The sequence below is a fragment of the Sporomusa rhizae genome (assembly GCF_041428845.1).
GTDB classification, from domain to species: Bacteria; Bacillota; Negativicutes; order Sporomusales; family Sporomusaceae; genus Sporomusa; species Sporomusa rhizae.
Genome location: NZ_CP156925.1, coordinates 3,717,641 through 3,732,089, shown reverse-complemented (window position 1 = coordinate 3,732,089; position 14,449 = coordinate 3,717,641). Strand labels below are relative to the sequence as shown.

The window sequence follows — 14,449 nt, the reverse complement described above, 5'->3', positions numbered from 1 at the left end:
AATAGATTGTATGTATCTTAATTATCAATTTCACAGATGCATTATATACATGATATCATTTTCCATAGAAAGTTACACTCCTAAATATATAAGGAAGAATGGAGGAAGTTTTATGGTTATAAATAAAGATATGGCTATTTACCTCTCCCTAACCTGCGTGGCTTTTTTATGGGGAACGTCATTTGCCATATCGAAAATAGCTTTATATGAATTGAGTCCATTAAATTTAGCCGGATTTCGTTTTTTTATTGCTGCAATCCTATTCGGAATTATTTTGGCAATAAAAAGAGCAGGCATTCACAAGGAAGATATTCCACAACTTGTTATAATGGGTTTCCTTTCCATAACATCATATTTTTATATTCAGTATACAGGACTTCTTTATACAACGTCGATCAATGCTGCTTTATTGTTAGCAACCAGTCCTGTTTGGACAACAATTGCAAGTGTTGTGCTGGGGCAAGAAAAAGTTAACCGTAACTCAGTTGTAGGAATGCTGATAGCTTTTCTGGGCGTGAGTCTCGTAATTAGCAGAGGAAAACTATTTTCACTATTTGCATCGGAAACCATTTTCGGCGATTTGCTACTGCTCCTTAATGCCATTGTTTGGGCTATTTTTACACTGTATGGAAAGAAAATTATGACTAAATACTCTCCTTTTACTGCTGTCGGTTATATTACTATTTTCGGAGCGGTAATGCTTTTGCCTGTTATTTTGGTTCCCAATCAGCTAAATCCCGTATCGTTATTAGCTCAGATAGCAGATATAAGCCTGCAAACACTCGCTGCCGTATTGTATTTAGCGGTACTTTGCTCTGTTTACGCTTATTATACGTGGTACCACGGCATTGAAAAAATAGGTGCTGTAAGAACGGCTTCTTTCTATTATGTTAGTCCGCTATTTGCTTTATTAGCAGGAATATGGCTATTAAAGGAAACGGTAACTTTCTTGGTTTTACTAGGCGGAATCGCAGTTATAGGCGGAGTTTATCTAACCAACAAAAGTAAATGTAATGGAATGAGCTCAAAAAGCTAATACAACCAATTTTATTCAGTTTTTGCTTTTATGGTTAATGCTACAATCAGACAGACCAAATATAGTATTGCACCAAATAGATACGCGCCGGCAAAACCACCATAATGCTCGATTATTAATCCAGCAACGCCCGGTCCTAACATTTGGCCTACAGCGTAAAAAATAGAGATAAACCCGATAACCGCCGCAATATACTTTTGCGGAACCTGCTGCGACGCAGCCACCTGAATCAGGGCCATCAAACCGCCGGTCCCTGTTCCCCAGATAACAGAGGCAAGCATAAAACCTGAAACAGTAGAGAAAACGAGAGGCAGCAGATTGCCGGCAATAACCCATACAAACACTATTAGCAGTGTTTTATGTGTCCCGGTTCGATCGGAGATATACCCCCAAATAGGAGCACCGGCAATAGAAAAAATACCTGCAAAGGCAAACACCCGACTTGCTGCAGTTTGTGAATTTCCCAGCTCGATCATAAAAACGGTCTGATACAGGATCGGGATGAGGTAGGCCATTCCCACCAGAAAATAAAGAAAGGAAATTTTGCGCAACACTGAATGTTTAAACCAGTTGGGCTTATCGACAGCGGTATTCTCAGGCCTGGCAACTGCCGGATTGCGTAGTATCGCTGCGGCTAGGATAAACGTCAGCAGGTTAAAGCCGCCGAAAGCGAACCAGACCGTCCGCCAGCCGGACAGAGGAAAGAATCCAACGGCCCACGGAATAAGCATTCCGCTAAGAATCATCCCTATTCCGGCGCCGCTCAACAAAAGGCCAACTACCAAGCCTCTATTATCCGGAAACCAACCAATCATCAGGGACATTAACGGCGTAAATACAATTGCACTGCCGGCACCGGCAATAAACATAAATAATGCCGCCATCCAGAACGAAGTTGCACTGCCCAAGCCAACCAGCCCGGCAATAACTCCACAGCTCCCTGCCAAAATTATATTTTTAGCGCCAAAACGTACTGCCAGCAGACCTGATAAGCCCACAGTAACTAGATACCCCAAAAACATAAACGAACCCAGCAGGCCGGATTGTGCAAACGTCAGCGCCATACTCTCCCGCATATACGGTAGCACGGCCCCGTAAGCCATCCGAACAAAACCGGTTGTTGCAATAACCAGCAACACACCAGTAAAAACAAACAAGGTAAATTTGTTGTCTCTATGTTTTGCATTTCTCATGGTAATCCCTCCTAGTGCTAACTATAGCGTAAGCAGTAGGCTTACTCTACTCCATAAGAAAGAAAGACTGCTCTGAAAAACAGTCCCTACTGCGGCTGTCAAACTGCATAGACACGCCAAAGTAGGGACTGCTATCTAATCTATTTTTTTATACTCACTGGGAGTCATACCGGTATATTCCCGGAACGCACTGGCAAACTTGCTGGGGTTGGTATAACCGATTTGATTGGCAATTGCCGCAATGCTATCCTCGCTGTGTTTGAGCAGTTGCTGGCTCTTTTCCAGCCGTTTGGCTCTGACATAGGAATACAAGGTAGTGTGATACACTGACTTAAAATCTTTTTGCAATTTATCACTATTTGTCTGGCAAATCCATGCCAGCTTTTTTATTGAAGGTGGCTCAGCCAGATGCTCCAGCAGATACTGCTGTGCTTTAGATACAATCTCCCTGTCGGCTTGCGTTAATGTGCCTGTTGGGGCGGTCCGGGCTTCATTTTGCATACAACTGCTCAGGAATTCCATAATTTTGGCTTGGAAGGCCAGGTAGGTTTTCATATCATTCCAGCAGGCTGCCTGTAGCTTTCTGGCTGTCAACTGCAAGGCCAGGGGAGCGCGTCGCACAACCAGTGGCTTGTTCGCTAACATGGTTTTGATATTGTCTTGCCACTGCCCGTTAAACCTGTCGGCACAGGCAGTCCCCAGTAATTGTTGCACATATTGCCGGTGCACATGGATAGAAACACCGGAATACATCCGGGTGTTTATAACAACAGCAGGCAGGGCCTGTTGATGATAATAGAAGAGTACATCATCCTCAGCCAGAACAAGTTCTTGGTCATCGCCGATCTGTACCGTCATCTGCCCGCCATGACAATAAATGATCTCCAGCACTTCCTGCTTTGACTGTAGATTGTTTAACCATAACCTCTCAGCTGAAACCGCGTCCCAGCAGCTAACATCTAATCCGTCACCTAAATCCAAACGCCGGATGCTGCCAACACCATATTCCTTGTTGACCTGGTAACTGATTCCCGAACAATCCGAGGCAGCCTGGTACAGATACCGGTTATCTACCATTGAACGGTAGTAACTGCCTACAATATTCCGCTTCATAGCCAATCGCCCGCCTCTAGATTAAGTCGTACTGTTACATTCTAGTGGTATTAGCATAACAATTGATAATCATTTTCAATTATTATACTGGATAGACGCAGGCGTTGTCTAGTCCATATTAATATACGAAACTGCTTTCTAAGTATTCTTTCGCCATACCATATAATTCCACTCAAATTCATGGAATAAAAGATAGCTAAATATACTGCTTTTCCGGTCCTGCGTGCAGAAAGACATTTGCTCGTACAGCTTCTTGGCCTGTTGGTTTCTCCCTGAAACATGCAAGGTCAATTTATCGAGGAATGGATTTGTTTGTACATGCTGCTGTGCCCACTGTAGTAAGCGTTTTCCTATTCCTTTACCTTGGTGTGCCGGATGGACGGAAATATCTTCTATATAACACTCGCTATCTTGCGGCTGGTGATCTAAGAAGTATAAGGAGAGGAACAATTTGCAAAGGTTCCATTTTCCGAATAGGTCACAATCACTCCACAGAAAATTCAATACCTCTTGTTTCCTGGCCGATTCAGCTTTCTCTTTGATGCACACGCTGCCGACAACTTCACCGGCCTTAAGGGCGATCATTCTTTGGCTTGCCACTTCAGGGGGAATTTGATCAAACAATTTTTCGAAAAAAAGAGCAAGCGTGTTATCAGGTAAGTTTGTAAGGGGTTGAAATTTTGTCCGAAACCCATGAACAAGCAAGCGGCCGACCTGATAATTGTATTTTGCCTGCATAGGTTCAATTATTAGGGGGGCAATTGTCATGATTGACCTCCTTCGAATTTTTTTAAAAAATTTGTGTTGCAATTAATTATTGCAAGCTTGTGGTTTGGGAGTTTTCCGGTGTTGCAGGAGAACGGCGTGCTTTCATGTCATGAATGAGTGAATAAACGACAGGTACGACTACCAGTGTAAGCAGTGTTGAGGTAATCAGGCCGCCAATGATGGCATGCGCCATGGGGGCGCGTGCCTCGGCGCCAGGCCCGATGGATAACGCGATGGGGAGCATGCCGAAAATCATGGCTACACTGGTCATTAAGATGGGGCGTAGCCGGATGCGGGCTGCATCCACCAGGGCGTCAGTGCAAGGAACGGCTTCCTGCATGCGCTGTTTGGCAAAGTCAATTAAGAGGATGGCATTTTTGGTAACAAGCCCCATCAGCATCATGATGCCGATGAGCGAAATCAGACTGAGTTCGCTGCCGGCTAAAAACAACCCTAACAGTGCGCCGATAACGGCTAATGGCAAGGAAAGCATAATGGCAAAGGGCTCACTATAGCTTTCAAACTGCGCTGCCAGTATCATAAAGATGAAGGCAACGGCTAGACTCAAGGCAACGCTCATACTGGAAAAGGATTCATCCATGTCATCTGACTGACCGGCAGCGCCTGCCTGATAGCCTATTGGCATTTGGATGTCTTTGATATCTTGATAGAATTGATTGTCAAAGTCGCCCAGGGTAGTTTTCTCCAGATTAGCGGTCAACCGGATCTCTTTTTGCCGGTCAAAGCGGCCGATTTCTGCTGCGCTTGTTGTATATTGCCTCTCTGTTACCTGGGACAGCGGGATTAGCATTTTTTGCCCGTCGGCTTTTGTCTTTTCGCTGGGTACGTAGATAGTAGTAAGACTTTCGGGGCGGCTGCGATCCATCGCCGCCAGACGCGTGCGAATATCGATGCGTTCGTCGCTATCGCTGTATTTTCCGATGACCGTTCCATTTAGCAGAGTTTGGAGGGTTTGACCGATGTTGGCGGTGGAAACAGCCAAATCGTTGGCTCGATCTGTTTTGATTTTAATATCCAGATTTGGTGTACCGGGGCGATAGCTGGAAGCGATGTCTTGCACACCGGGAATGGTCTGCATTTTTTGCTGCAGTTGTTCGGCGATTTCGCCTAATTTTTCTACGGAATCGCCTGTTATCGAGACGGTAACGGGTTTGCCGTCGCCTTGTTCAATATCTGCCCGGACGCCGGGAAGGCGGTTGAGCTTCTCTCGAACTTCACTAATCACGTCGGATTGGCTGCGCTGGCGTTCTTTTTTCGGTACCAACGTAACAAAAAGAATTTGTTCTTTGGCAGCTGAAGTGCTGTAAATATGCCGGACTTCTGGAAGTGATTTGAGTTCCTGGATCATTTTCCGGGTGGTGTTATCCAACGATTCCACAGTCGGGCCGGACTGCGTTTTTACCTTGACGGTAAACTGCGCCTGATCGGTAATGGGAATAAAGGACGAGCCCAGGTATGGAAACAGCATCATGCTAACAGCAAATATAGTGAGTGAAATGGCAACCACTTTTTTGCGGTGACGGTGGAGCAGTTTTTCCAGTAAAACAGCGTAGGAATCAGCTAGACGGTCAAACCAGTGATTCCACTTGGACCACCACTGTCCCAGGCGGCCGGAGGCATAGTGATGACCTACCGGTAGATATAAGGCTGCCATCATCGGTGTTAGGGTGAAGGCAATGAAAAGGGAGACCAGGACGGCAAAGGCAATGGTAAGGCCAAATTCTTTAAAAAATTGACCGACTACGCCGGACATAAAGCCGACTGGGATAAATACAGCGACAACGGTAAAAGTAGTGGCCATAACCGCCAGGGCGATTTCTTTAGTTCCTTCCGCTGCGGCCACTATGGCCGATTTACCCATTTGCCGGTGGCGGATAATATTTTCAATGACGACTATGGCATCATCAATGAGGAGGCCGACCGACAGCGACAGGCCCAGGAGCGACATGCTATTGATGGAAAAATTGGCTAGTTTCATAAAGAAAAAAGTGGCCACAATGGAGGCGGGAATGGCCAGGGCGCTAATGATGGTACTGCGCCAGTCGCCCAGAAACCACAGCACGACAATTACGGCAAAGAAACCGCCAATAATGAGGTCGAACCAAACTTCATGAATGGAGTCTTCAATTCGCTGGGCATCATCGCGAACCATATGCAAGGTGATACCCGGCGGCAGGTTCTGCCGGATTTTTTCCAGTTCGGCTTTTACTTGTTTAGCTACGTTTACGGCATTGGCGCCGGATTGTTTGCCGACTTCCAGACCGATGGCCTGCTGGTCGTTGTAACGGGCGATTGTTTCAATATCCTTGATCGTGTCTTTGACTGTGCCGATCTGCCGATAATATACCGGTGCGCCGTTCCTGGTGCCGATGGCGACGGAGAGAAAATCCTGTGGCGCTTTGAAATTGCCCGCAGTACGTACAGACAATTCCTGACTGGTTTCCGTCAGTTTACCGGCGGGGATATCCTGGTTTTCCTCCTGCAGGCGTTGGGTAATTTCCGGTATGGAGAAACCGAAGGCAGCAATTTTGTCTCGGTCCAGCAACAGCTGGACTTCCCGTTCCTGCAAGCCGGATATTTTTAACTGACCAACGCCGCCGATTTTCTGTAGGCGCGGTTTAATTACGTCTTCTACCAGAATGCTTAATTCGCGGAGGTTTGCTGTTTCACTGGTAAGAGCAATGGCGACGACCGGAGCCGCTTTCATGTCGTAGCGGGCGATGACAGGCTCTTTAATTTTGTCAGGCAGTTCGCTGCGGATAGCGCTGATTTTATCCCTGACATCCTGGGTAGCCATGGCAGGGTCGATATCCAAATTGAACTCAACCCCGATTTCTGCTTCGCCTTCGCGAGAGGTAGAGTAGATGTGTTTTACCCCTTTGGCCTCGCCGACCGCTTCTTCCACTTTTTTGGTAACTTGCGTGTCGATTTGTTCCGGCAGCGCACCTTCGTAGGTAATGCTGACTGTTACGTAAGGGAGGGATACATCCGGCATTTCGTCCACATTCATGCGAAAGTAGCTGACAATGCCCAATAAAATGAGGGCGAGAAGGGTAACTGTAGCAAAGACCGGGCGCTTAATGCTGATTTCCGGTAAACTCATCGACTGGTACCCCCTTCGGTCAGTAAGGCATCACCGTCTTTGATTTTATCCAGGTTGTCGATGACTACGGCCATGCCTGGCTGGAGGCCTGTTTTGACTTCGATCAGGTCGCCGATCAGGTCACCGGTTTCCACCAATGTTTTTTTCGCTTGACCATTTGTTGCGACATAAGCATAGTGCAGGCCCTTTTGGGCCATGATTGCGCTTCGTGGTATTGCTATAACCGTTTTTGGTTCACCCGATGTCAAGGTTGCTTGGGTAAACATGCCGGGTTTTAACAATTGTTCGGGATTATCGATCTTGATTTTCACCCGGAACATGCGACTTTCACCGCCTGCTACCGGATTGATGACCGCTACCGTTCCGTTAAATATTTGACTAGGATAGGCATCAACCGCAGCAGTTACAGCGGCTCCGAGTTTTGCTGCGGCAATGTCTTTTTGTTCGACATTTACCACGACATAAACTTGATCAATTTGTTCTACGGTAAGAAGGGTAGTACCTGGTGAGACCACTTGGCCGATGGTGGCCGCTTTATTGGCGACTACGCCGGTTACCGGACTTACAATGCTGCCGTCGGCGATTTGCTTGTGGGCATTATTTAGATTGGCATAGGCGTTATCGACCTCAGTACGGCTGGTAATCATGCGAGCTTCCGCGCTTTCCAGTTGTTGTTTGGTAGCGGCATTTTTTGCATATAGATTATAATAACGCTGATAATCGGCTTGCGCGGTATTGAAATTGGCTTCCGTCTGCCTGACGTTGTTCTGGGCGATACGTACGGAATTTGCCAATTCTACAGCGTCTAGTGTCAGGAGTATCGCATTTTTTTGGATAGTCTGCCCGTCTTCGACGAGTATCTGATCGATTTTGCCGGCAAGACGGCTGCTGATGATGGCTGAGGTTAGTCCTTCCACCGTACCGGTTAATTTGAGTGTGTTTGGTTTTTGCATTTGTTTTACTTCTGCGGTAGTGACGGCCAGGGGCTGGACGGTCAGGGTGGCTTGCTCACGGGCATTGTAGATTCGCCAGGCAGCAGTACCGGCAAGCAGAGCTAAAATCAGTACGATCATTACAATTCTAATGCGTGGTTTGTTCTTTATCATAGGGTTTCTCCTCCGTAATGGTTCCTATAGCCTGCGCTAATTGTACACTGTATTTATTATAGTCATAGCGGGCGTTGGTATAGTTGAGCTTCGCTGAAGTAAGTGCGCCTTGGGAGTCTATGACGTCAAGGTTACTGCCGACGCCGGCCTGATAACGGACCTGAGCGATCGTATAATCTTCTTCCGCTTTGGCGACAACCTGAGAAGCGATGTCTACTGCTGTCCGGGCATTTTGCATATTGAAATAGGCTTCTTTGGTTTCTAACGTGACTTGTTCAATTTTTTGTTGAAGGAGTTCACGGGTTTTTGTGGTTTCCCACTCGGCCCGCCTGACTTGGGCTTTAGTTTTGTTGCCGTCGAATAGGTTGAAAGCGACGGACAACTGGGCGGACCACGGATTAGTGGAGCTTTCCTGGTTTTGCCATTCTTTCTTGAGCGACAGGCTCACAGTGGGTAAATTACCGCTTTTGGCTATCTGTATGCCGTATTGGGCAGCTTTTTCTTCCTGGTGGATTTGTTTGAGGTCTGTCCGGTGGGCTAATGCGGTTTGAATGGCCTGGGCCACGGAACCGTCATAGGCTGATGTTTCGCCGATGTCAGCTAAAGAAACAGTATGATCGGCGGGAAGACCTAACAGGGTAATGAAATGACTGATAGCCAGGTTGTAAGCGTTCTGGGATTTACTGCGGTCTTGTTTGGCTTGAGCCAGTTCGACTTCGGTCCGCAGCACATCGCTTTTTATCACAGTCCCTTCGTCGTATTGCGCCTGGACGATGGACAAGTGTTGTGTTAGACGTTGAACAGACTCATCAGCAAGGGCCACGTTTTTTTCGGCTTGCAGGACATTGTAATAGGTCAGATATGTATTGGTGATGATTTGCTGTTTGGTATACGCAAGATTATACTGTGCACCGGAGTTAAGCTCTTTAGCCTGGGCGACAAGGCCTTCGTTGAGTCCGCCGCTGTATAAAGTTGTCTTTGACTCTAAAAATGATGAGCGGGAGTTAGCTGGTAAATCAGCGGATCCCGGGTGATTTTTGCTTTGCGTATGGTTGGCACTGAGAGTGGGCAAATAGGCGGACCGGTTTTCTTTGATCAGCCAGGATGCTTTTTCTGCTTCGGCTTCGGCGGCTTTTATCGCCGGACTATGAATGAGCGCCAGTCGGATACTGTCTGCTATCGTCAGTTGCGCCGGCTGGGCATACATTAGGCAGGGCATACTGAAAAAGATAAGGGTTATGCCACATAAAATCAAAGTTTTGTTTAGGTTCATGGTTGGTTCCTTTCCGTAAGAATTTGAAGTAGCAAAAACTGACTTGGGTCAGTTACAGAGTAAAAAAGGTGCACAGCACCTATGCAATCCTACAGTTGAGTTATGGTTAATTTAAGTACTCCTTCCTCGACCCCCAGGATTTGCTCCAATATGGCTTCGGCAATTTTTATTTTGTTGATCAAGACTTCAGACGGTTCTTTTAAAAAAGAAGCTTCCCATAAGCAATTTAAAATACTCCAGATAAATGCAATGGTTTCTTTTGGATAAACTACATGCAGGGTTCCCTCTTGATTTCCCTGTTGAATCATGTCAGCTAGAAGTGGGTTAAAGACGGTTTCTACCTGATGCTGCCAAATTTTATAAAGTAAATCGAGGTGTTTCTCAGCCCATAGTTTGTCACAAAGAACATCAAGCTGACTGGGAAGAAGCTGCTGGGCAAGGAAGGATTGTAGTTTGTCTAACGCAGTAAACTGACGGCTTTCCAACTGGAACGAAGTCGCCAGCTCGATTGCCCAGCGGGTGTAGATTGCTTCCACTATGGCTTCTTTTGTGGGAAAATAGTAATAGAAGGTTCCTTTGGCTACGCCAATTTTTTTTACAATATCAATGATCATTGTTTTTTCATAGCCGGCGGAACTAAATAGCTCCAAGGCCGCATCCATTAACTCCGTCCGCCTAACATCGGGATCTTTCTTGATCCTAGTGATAAACAACACCTCCTGACCAAGTTATTAAGAAACAAAGCTTAACTTTAGTGAGTAGCTGTAAAATCAAACTGACTTGGGTCAGTTTGATTTTACTAGTTGGGGCGCGCATTGTCAATAAGATTTGTATAATATGGCAAATGAGAGGCGGTGGAACCGGTAAGTAGAACTAAAAATAATTGAATTGCGTTCAAAAAAATATCCGAAAAAACCGCTCATCCAAATAATTTGGATAGCGGAATTTATTTTATGTTTTAGCTTGTTTAGTTAGTATAAAATAATTTGAATTATGTTCAAATTATAACCATGGCAGAAAATAATGTCAAGGATTAATTTTCCTTTTACTTTGCGTAGAGTGGACAAAGACTGACAAGGCTTTGGCTGGGTATCAAAGGTAGGTAGTTGCGTAAAGAAATTGCAGCTTTAGAAGAAAAAGCTGCAACCGGTAGGGGAGGAAAGGATATAATTAAACCTACACCGAGAATAACTATCTGGGTATTTTCCAGTGGCCCATTTTCCCAGCCCCACCAGGCTGGTAGTATTAGTCCCAAGGGGAAAAGCAGAACAGTTAGCAAAATTGAAATCCAGGTTGTTGGGAACGGTTTCCAAGAGAAAAGACAATCTGATTGTTTTATCATAATCTTGTTCCTTTCCTTGTGTTTGTAATTTTACCTATGCTTTAGCCGGTTCGCAGTGTGCATTTGCCTGGGAGTGTTTCATTCTTCGGATATAACATATTGTTGCCATACCGGTGAACATTGCCCCTAGCAGAAGTAGAATCACACTATTCCGGTAGAGGACCGGTGAATAACCGGCAATCATCAGCTCACGGACGGTATTGGAAAAATAAGAGAGAGGGAAGGTGTATGATATGGTTTTTCCTACCGTATCCATTGCTTCTTGCGGCCAGGTATAGCCGGACAGTACGAAGGCCGGAACAGTATAGGTGATCGATATTCTGGTAAAGGTTAGTTCGTTATTGCAGATGGAGGCAAGAAAAGCGCTAAAAGCGACGGCTGAAAAAGTAAAAGTCAATGATAGTAAAAATAAACTAAGCAGAGATGCTTTGCCAGGAATTCCGAATAGTTGGATGGCAGTGATGATCGTAATGAAAAAAGCGAGTGTGGCCGAAATCCAATACGGAAAGAGCTTAATGGGTATGATTCTCCAGGAATGGTTGTAGTTTAATTCGCCCGGACGCTGATATTCGTTTTGGATACTTGCACCGACTGCCAGGAAAATGCCCTGTTGAAAAGCGGCCAAGGACAATCCCAAAACAAAGAAGGAAAGATAGCTTTGCGTTGGGTTATTGAGTACCCGTAAGCGAAACTCAATAGGAACGGTTCTGTTTACGGCCATAGCTGGCATTTGCCCATTGTTTATTTCCGTCAGCCTGGTGCCTGTATCTTTGGCAAAGGCGGCCAAGATCTCCTGAGCAGCCGTAGTTACTGTATTGGTAATAAGAATGTTGGAGCCGTTAGCCATTAAGAGAACGGTGGAAGAGCGTCCGGATTTGGCGTCCTGGGCAAATTTTTTGGGAATGTGCACGGCGGCGTACACTTCTTTTTCATGTAAAGACTGTTCCATATCCTCTTGCGTTGAGACATAGCCAACAATCTGAAAGCGCTCGGAGTCATCGAATGCTTGAATGAGTGCACGGCTGAATTGCGTTTGGTCTTCGTCATAGATAACCAGGGGAACCGTTTTTATCGTATGCGTGCCATAGAGTAAGCTGAATAAAATCAAATAAGCCAGGGAGGCTCCGAAAAGAAAGATGGCGCGCCGGCGGTCTGTTATGAACATCTGACGGATTTCCCGTTTAACTATCTGCCACCAATTCATGCGGGCACCCCCTTCGCGGCTGGGAATTGGAGTTTTTTTCGGCGTTTGGTAAATACGAAAATGGTGATTAGGTTGAGTCCGCTGCCGCCGGCAAACATAATAAGAACATTTTTCAGCAGGGTTGGCGAGTAACCGGCCAGCAGCAAATCGCGCAGCGTATCAACCATATAGGTGAGCGGCATGAGGGCGGAAAAGGCTTGAGCGAAACCATTCATGGCAAAAAGGGGCCAACTGAGGCCGCTATATAAAAGTCCGGGCATGATATAGAGCAGCGGTACTTGCAGTGCACTGACTTCATTGCCGGAAATGGCGGAAAAGAAAAAGCAAAGGTTGATGACGAGAAAGGTAAAGGCACTGCCTAAAAGTAATATGCTGACGGCATTTCCCCGAAAAGGTACGCCGAAGAATAAGTTGATGATAACCAGGTAGGTAATAAAGGCCCCTATGGCGCATAACCAACAAGGCAATAACTTGCCGGAAACGATAGCTGCCGACGAGGTTCCTTGCCAGCGAGGAAGGTGGCTATATTCTTTGGCAATAAGTGTGCCCGCCACTAATAGAATTGCAATTTGCAAACCGTTTGCTACTAACCCCGCTAACATAAAATTAGTGTACGAGGTAGTAGGATTATTGATAATTCTTATCCCTAATTTAACCGGAGCAGCCGACCGCAGGGCCGGGACCGGCATTTGATTGAGCGCTTCCAACAGTTTTTGGCCGGTGGCCGCCGAAAATGTCTGAATGATTTCCTGACTGGAAGAAATCACTGTATTGGCAAACATATTGTTGGTCGAGTTTGTTACGATCAAAATTTCGGAGGCGATACCCAATTTGATATTTTGGGCAAACTTGGGCGGAATGGAGACGGCAACCAGTGCTTTGCTCTCATGCAGCAATTGTTCCATTTCTTCCTGGGTTGTTACCTGGGCGACTACATCATAACGCTCCGAATCAATATAGGCCTGGGTTAATGTCCGGCTGGCCGCTGTCTGGTCTTGATCATAGATGACAGTGGGTACGTATTTAACGACATTGCCGCTATAGGCACACCCAAAGAGAAAACTATACAGAATGGGTATGCCAAAAAGCAGCAAGACCGTAGGTGATTTAGGACAAAACAGCGCCCGCAGTTCCAAGAGTATAATTTCTTTGAACCTCACTAAATACCACCATCCATTAGTTTGAACCGCATGCCGGGACGGATTTTATCGGAGTTGACTTGAATTTTGACGTTAAAGGTAATAATATCATTGTCACCGCGTTCATTCGTAGCCCGGTAGGTGGCAAATTCCGCTTTTTTGCTTATATCAACAATGGTTCCATCCAGGACAAGTTTACTGTCCCGGCCTTGCATTTTAACCTGCTGCTGAACGAAATAGCGTGAGAGCTCAGTTTCCTTTACTTTCAGATTGACCCAGTTGTCCAAGGGGTCCTGAATGGCTACCAGAGGCATACCCTGGGAAACCATCGCCCCTTCTTCCACATACTTAGCGGTGATAATGCCGTCAAAAGGAGCGCGTATCTCAGTTTCGTCAAGCGATACTTCCACTTGCTGCAGGGTAGCCTGGGCTTGCGCCACTTTGCTGCGCATAGCTTCTTCGTTGGCAATATTTACATTGGTTTGCAACAAGCCGGCTTGTGCTGACGCCAGACCGGCCTGCGCCTGGCTGTATGCAGCCTGAGCCACTTGATATTTAGTACGGTAGGTATCAAATAATTGTTTAGAGATGGCACCCGACGCTACCAGTTCTCTAAAACGGTTATAATCATTTTCTGCCAAGGCTAAATCGGATTGTGCTTTTTCTAATTGCGCCTGCGCGGTATTTAGGGAAGCCTTGGCCGTTTGGTCCTGCAGTACGGTAACGGTAGTGGCCTGGGCTGTCTGGGCATCCAGGGCCTTAATGTTGGCTTTGCTCTGATTGACTTGGGCAACAATATCCCGGTTATCGATGTGGGCCAAAATCTGCCCTTTGGTAACCCGGTCGCCTTCTTTAACGAGCAGGTTGACGACACGGCCCGGTATTTTGGAGTTAATATCGACTTCTTTGGCTTCCACTCGGCCCCATACTTCCGGGGCGGCCGCATTGCTTCCACAGCCGGTAAGCAGTGTAGCCGTCATAATAAGAAGCAGGGGGAAGGCTAACCACCGCAGAAAAGAATTAGTAGGTCTTATTGTAATTATGTGAAACACTCTCCTTGATCTCCACTTAAAAAATATTCTGTCTCTAGATAATTGACTTATCATTTATCAGGCGGAAGTCGACAATTAATTGGATAGAAGGTTTTTCTG

General features: G+C 46.1%; 11 protein-coding genes. 1 reads left to right on the top strand and 10 read right to left on the bottom strand.

Annotation, left to right across the window (positions count from 1 at the left end; genetic code table 11):
• Nucleotides 1–112 precede the first annotated feature (112 nt).
• Nucleotides 113–1,036, top strand: coding sequence for a DMT family transporter (locus tag SRRS_RS17640; RefSeq protein WP_371362373.1), 924 nt, complete (start codon nucleotides 113–115; stop codon nucleotides 1,034–1,036).
• 11 nt (nucleotides 1,037–1,047) lie between these two features.
• On the opposite strand, the gene SRRS_RS17635 is transcribed toward SRRS_RS17640, so the two are convergent.
• From SRRS_RS17635 to SRRS_RS17590, 10 genes are all read right to left on the bottom strand, one after another.
• Nucleotides 1,048–2,229, bottom strand: coding sequence for an MFS transporter (locus SRRS_RS17635; protein WP_371362372.1), 1,182 nt, complete (start codon nucleotides 2,227–2,229; stop codon nucleotides 1,048–1,050).
• Between the two features lie 135 nt (nucleotides 2,230–2,364).
• Complete coding sequence (locus SRRS_RS17630; protein WP_371362371.1) at nucleotides 2,365–3,342, bottom strand: helix-turn-helix domain-containing protein; 978 nt, start codon at nucleotides 3,340–3,342, stop codon at nucleotides 2,365–2,367.
• Between the two features lie 138 nt (nucleotides 3,343–3,480).
• Nucleotides 3,481–4,110: a GNAT family N-acetyltransferase gene (locus tag SRRS_RS17625; protein ID WP_371362370.1), complete on the bottom strand. Its 630-nt coding sequence runs from the start codon at nucleotides 4,108–4,110 to the stop codon at nucleotides 3,481–3,483.
• Between the two features lie 46 nt (nucleotides 4,111–4,156).
• Complete coding sequence (locus SRRS_RS17620; protein WP_371362369.1) at nucleotides 4,157–7,234, bottom strand: efflux RND transporter permease subunit; 3,078 nt, start codon at nucleotides 7,232–7,234, stop codon at nucleotides 4,157–4,159.
• On the bottom strand, nucleotides 7,231–8,340 hold the full coding sequence (locus SRRS_RS17615; protein ID WP_371362367.1) for an efflux RND transporter periplasmic adaptor subunit: 1,110 nt from the start codon (nucleotides 8,338–8,340) through the stop codon (nucleotides 7,231–7,233). Before SRRS_RS17615 ends, SRRS_RS17620 begins: the two co-directional genes overlap by 4 nt.
• Complete coding sequence (locus SRRS_RS17610; protein WP_371362366.1) at nucleotides 8,315–9,613, bottom strand: TolC family protein; 1,299 nt, start codon at nucleotides 9,611–9,613, stop codon at nucleotides 8,315–8,317. Before SRRS_RS17610 ends, SRRS_RS17615 begins: the two co-directional genes overlap by 26 nt.
• 89 nt (nucleotides 9,614–9,702) lie before the next feature.
• Nucleotides 9,703–10,326 (bottom strand): TetR/AcrR family transcriptional regulator, encoded by a 624-nt coding sequence (locus SRRS_RS17605; RefSeq protein WP_371362364.1) that lies wholly within the window; start codon nucleotides 10,324–10,326, stop codon nucleotides 9,703–9,705.
• A gap of 663 nt (nucleotides 10,327–10,989) precedes the next feature.
• Nucleotides 10,990–12,159: an ABC transporter permease gene (locus SRRS_RS17600; protein WP_371362362.1), complete on the bottom strand. Its 1,170-nt coding sequence runs from the start codon at nucleotides 12,157–12,159 to the stop codon at nucleotides 10,990–10,992.
• Nucleotides 12,156–13,319 (bottom strand): ABC transporter permease, encoded by a 1,164-nt coding sequence (locus SRRS_RS17595; RefSeq protein WP_371362360.1) that lies wholly within the window; start codon nucleotides 13,317–13,319, stop codon nucleotides 12,156–12,158. The genes SRRS_RS17600 and SRRS_RS17595 overlap by 4 nt, the downstream gene beginning before the upstream one ends.
• The gene (locus tag SRRS_RS17590; protein WP_371362359.1) at nucleotides 13,319–14,350 is read right to left on the bottom strand and encodes an HlyD family secretion protein; all 1,032 of its coding nucleotides are present in this window, start codon (nucleotides 14,348–14,350) and stop codon (nucleotides 13,319–13,321) included. Before SRRS_RS17590 ends, SRRS_RS17595 begins: the two co-directional genes overlap by 1 nt.
• Between the last annotated feature and the right edge of the window lie 99 nt (nucleotides 14,351–14,449).

Coding starts and splice junctions, on each gene's coding strand:
- SRRS_RS17625 (WP_371362370.1), bottom strand. CDS start 4,110: ATGACAATTGCCCCCCTAATAATTGAACCTATGCAGGCAAAATACAAT.
- SRRS_RS17600 (WP_371362362.1), bottom strand. CDS start 12,159: ATGAATTGGTGGCAGATAGTTAAACGGGAAATCCGTCAGATGTTCATA.
- SRRS_RS17630 (WP_371362371.1), bottom strand. CDS start 3,342: ATGAAGCGGAATATTGTAGGCAGTTACTACCGTTCAATGGTAGATAAC.
- SRRS_RS17635 (WP_371362372.1), bottom strand. CDS start 2,229: ATGAGAAATGCAAAACATAGAGACAACAAATTTACCTTGTTTGTTTTT.
- SRRS_RS17610 (WP_371362366.1), bottom strand. CDS start 9,613: ATGAACCTAAACAAAACTTTGATTTTATGTGGCATAACCCTTATCTTT.
- SRRS_RS17615 (WP_371362367.1), bottom strand. CDS start 8,340: ATGATAAAGAACAAACCACGCATTAGAATTGTAATGATCGTACTGATT.
- SRRS_RS17640 (WP_371362373.1), top strand. CDS start 113: ATGGTTATAAATAAAGATATGGCTATTTACCTCTCCCTAACCTGCGTG.
- SRRS_RS17620 (WP_371362369.1), bottom strand. CDS start 7,234: ATGAGTTTACCGGAAATCAGCATTAAGCGCCCGGTCTTTGCTACAGTT.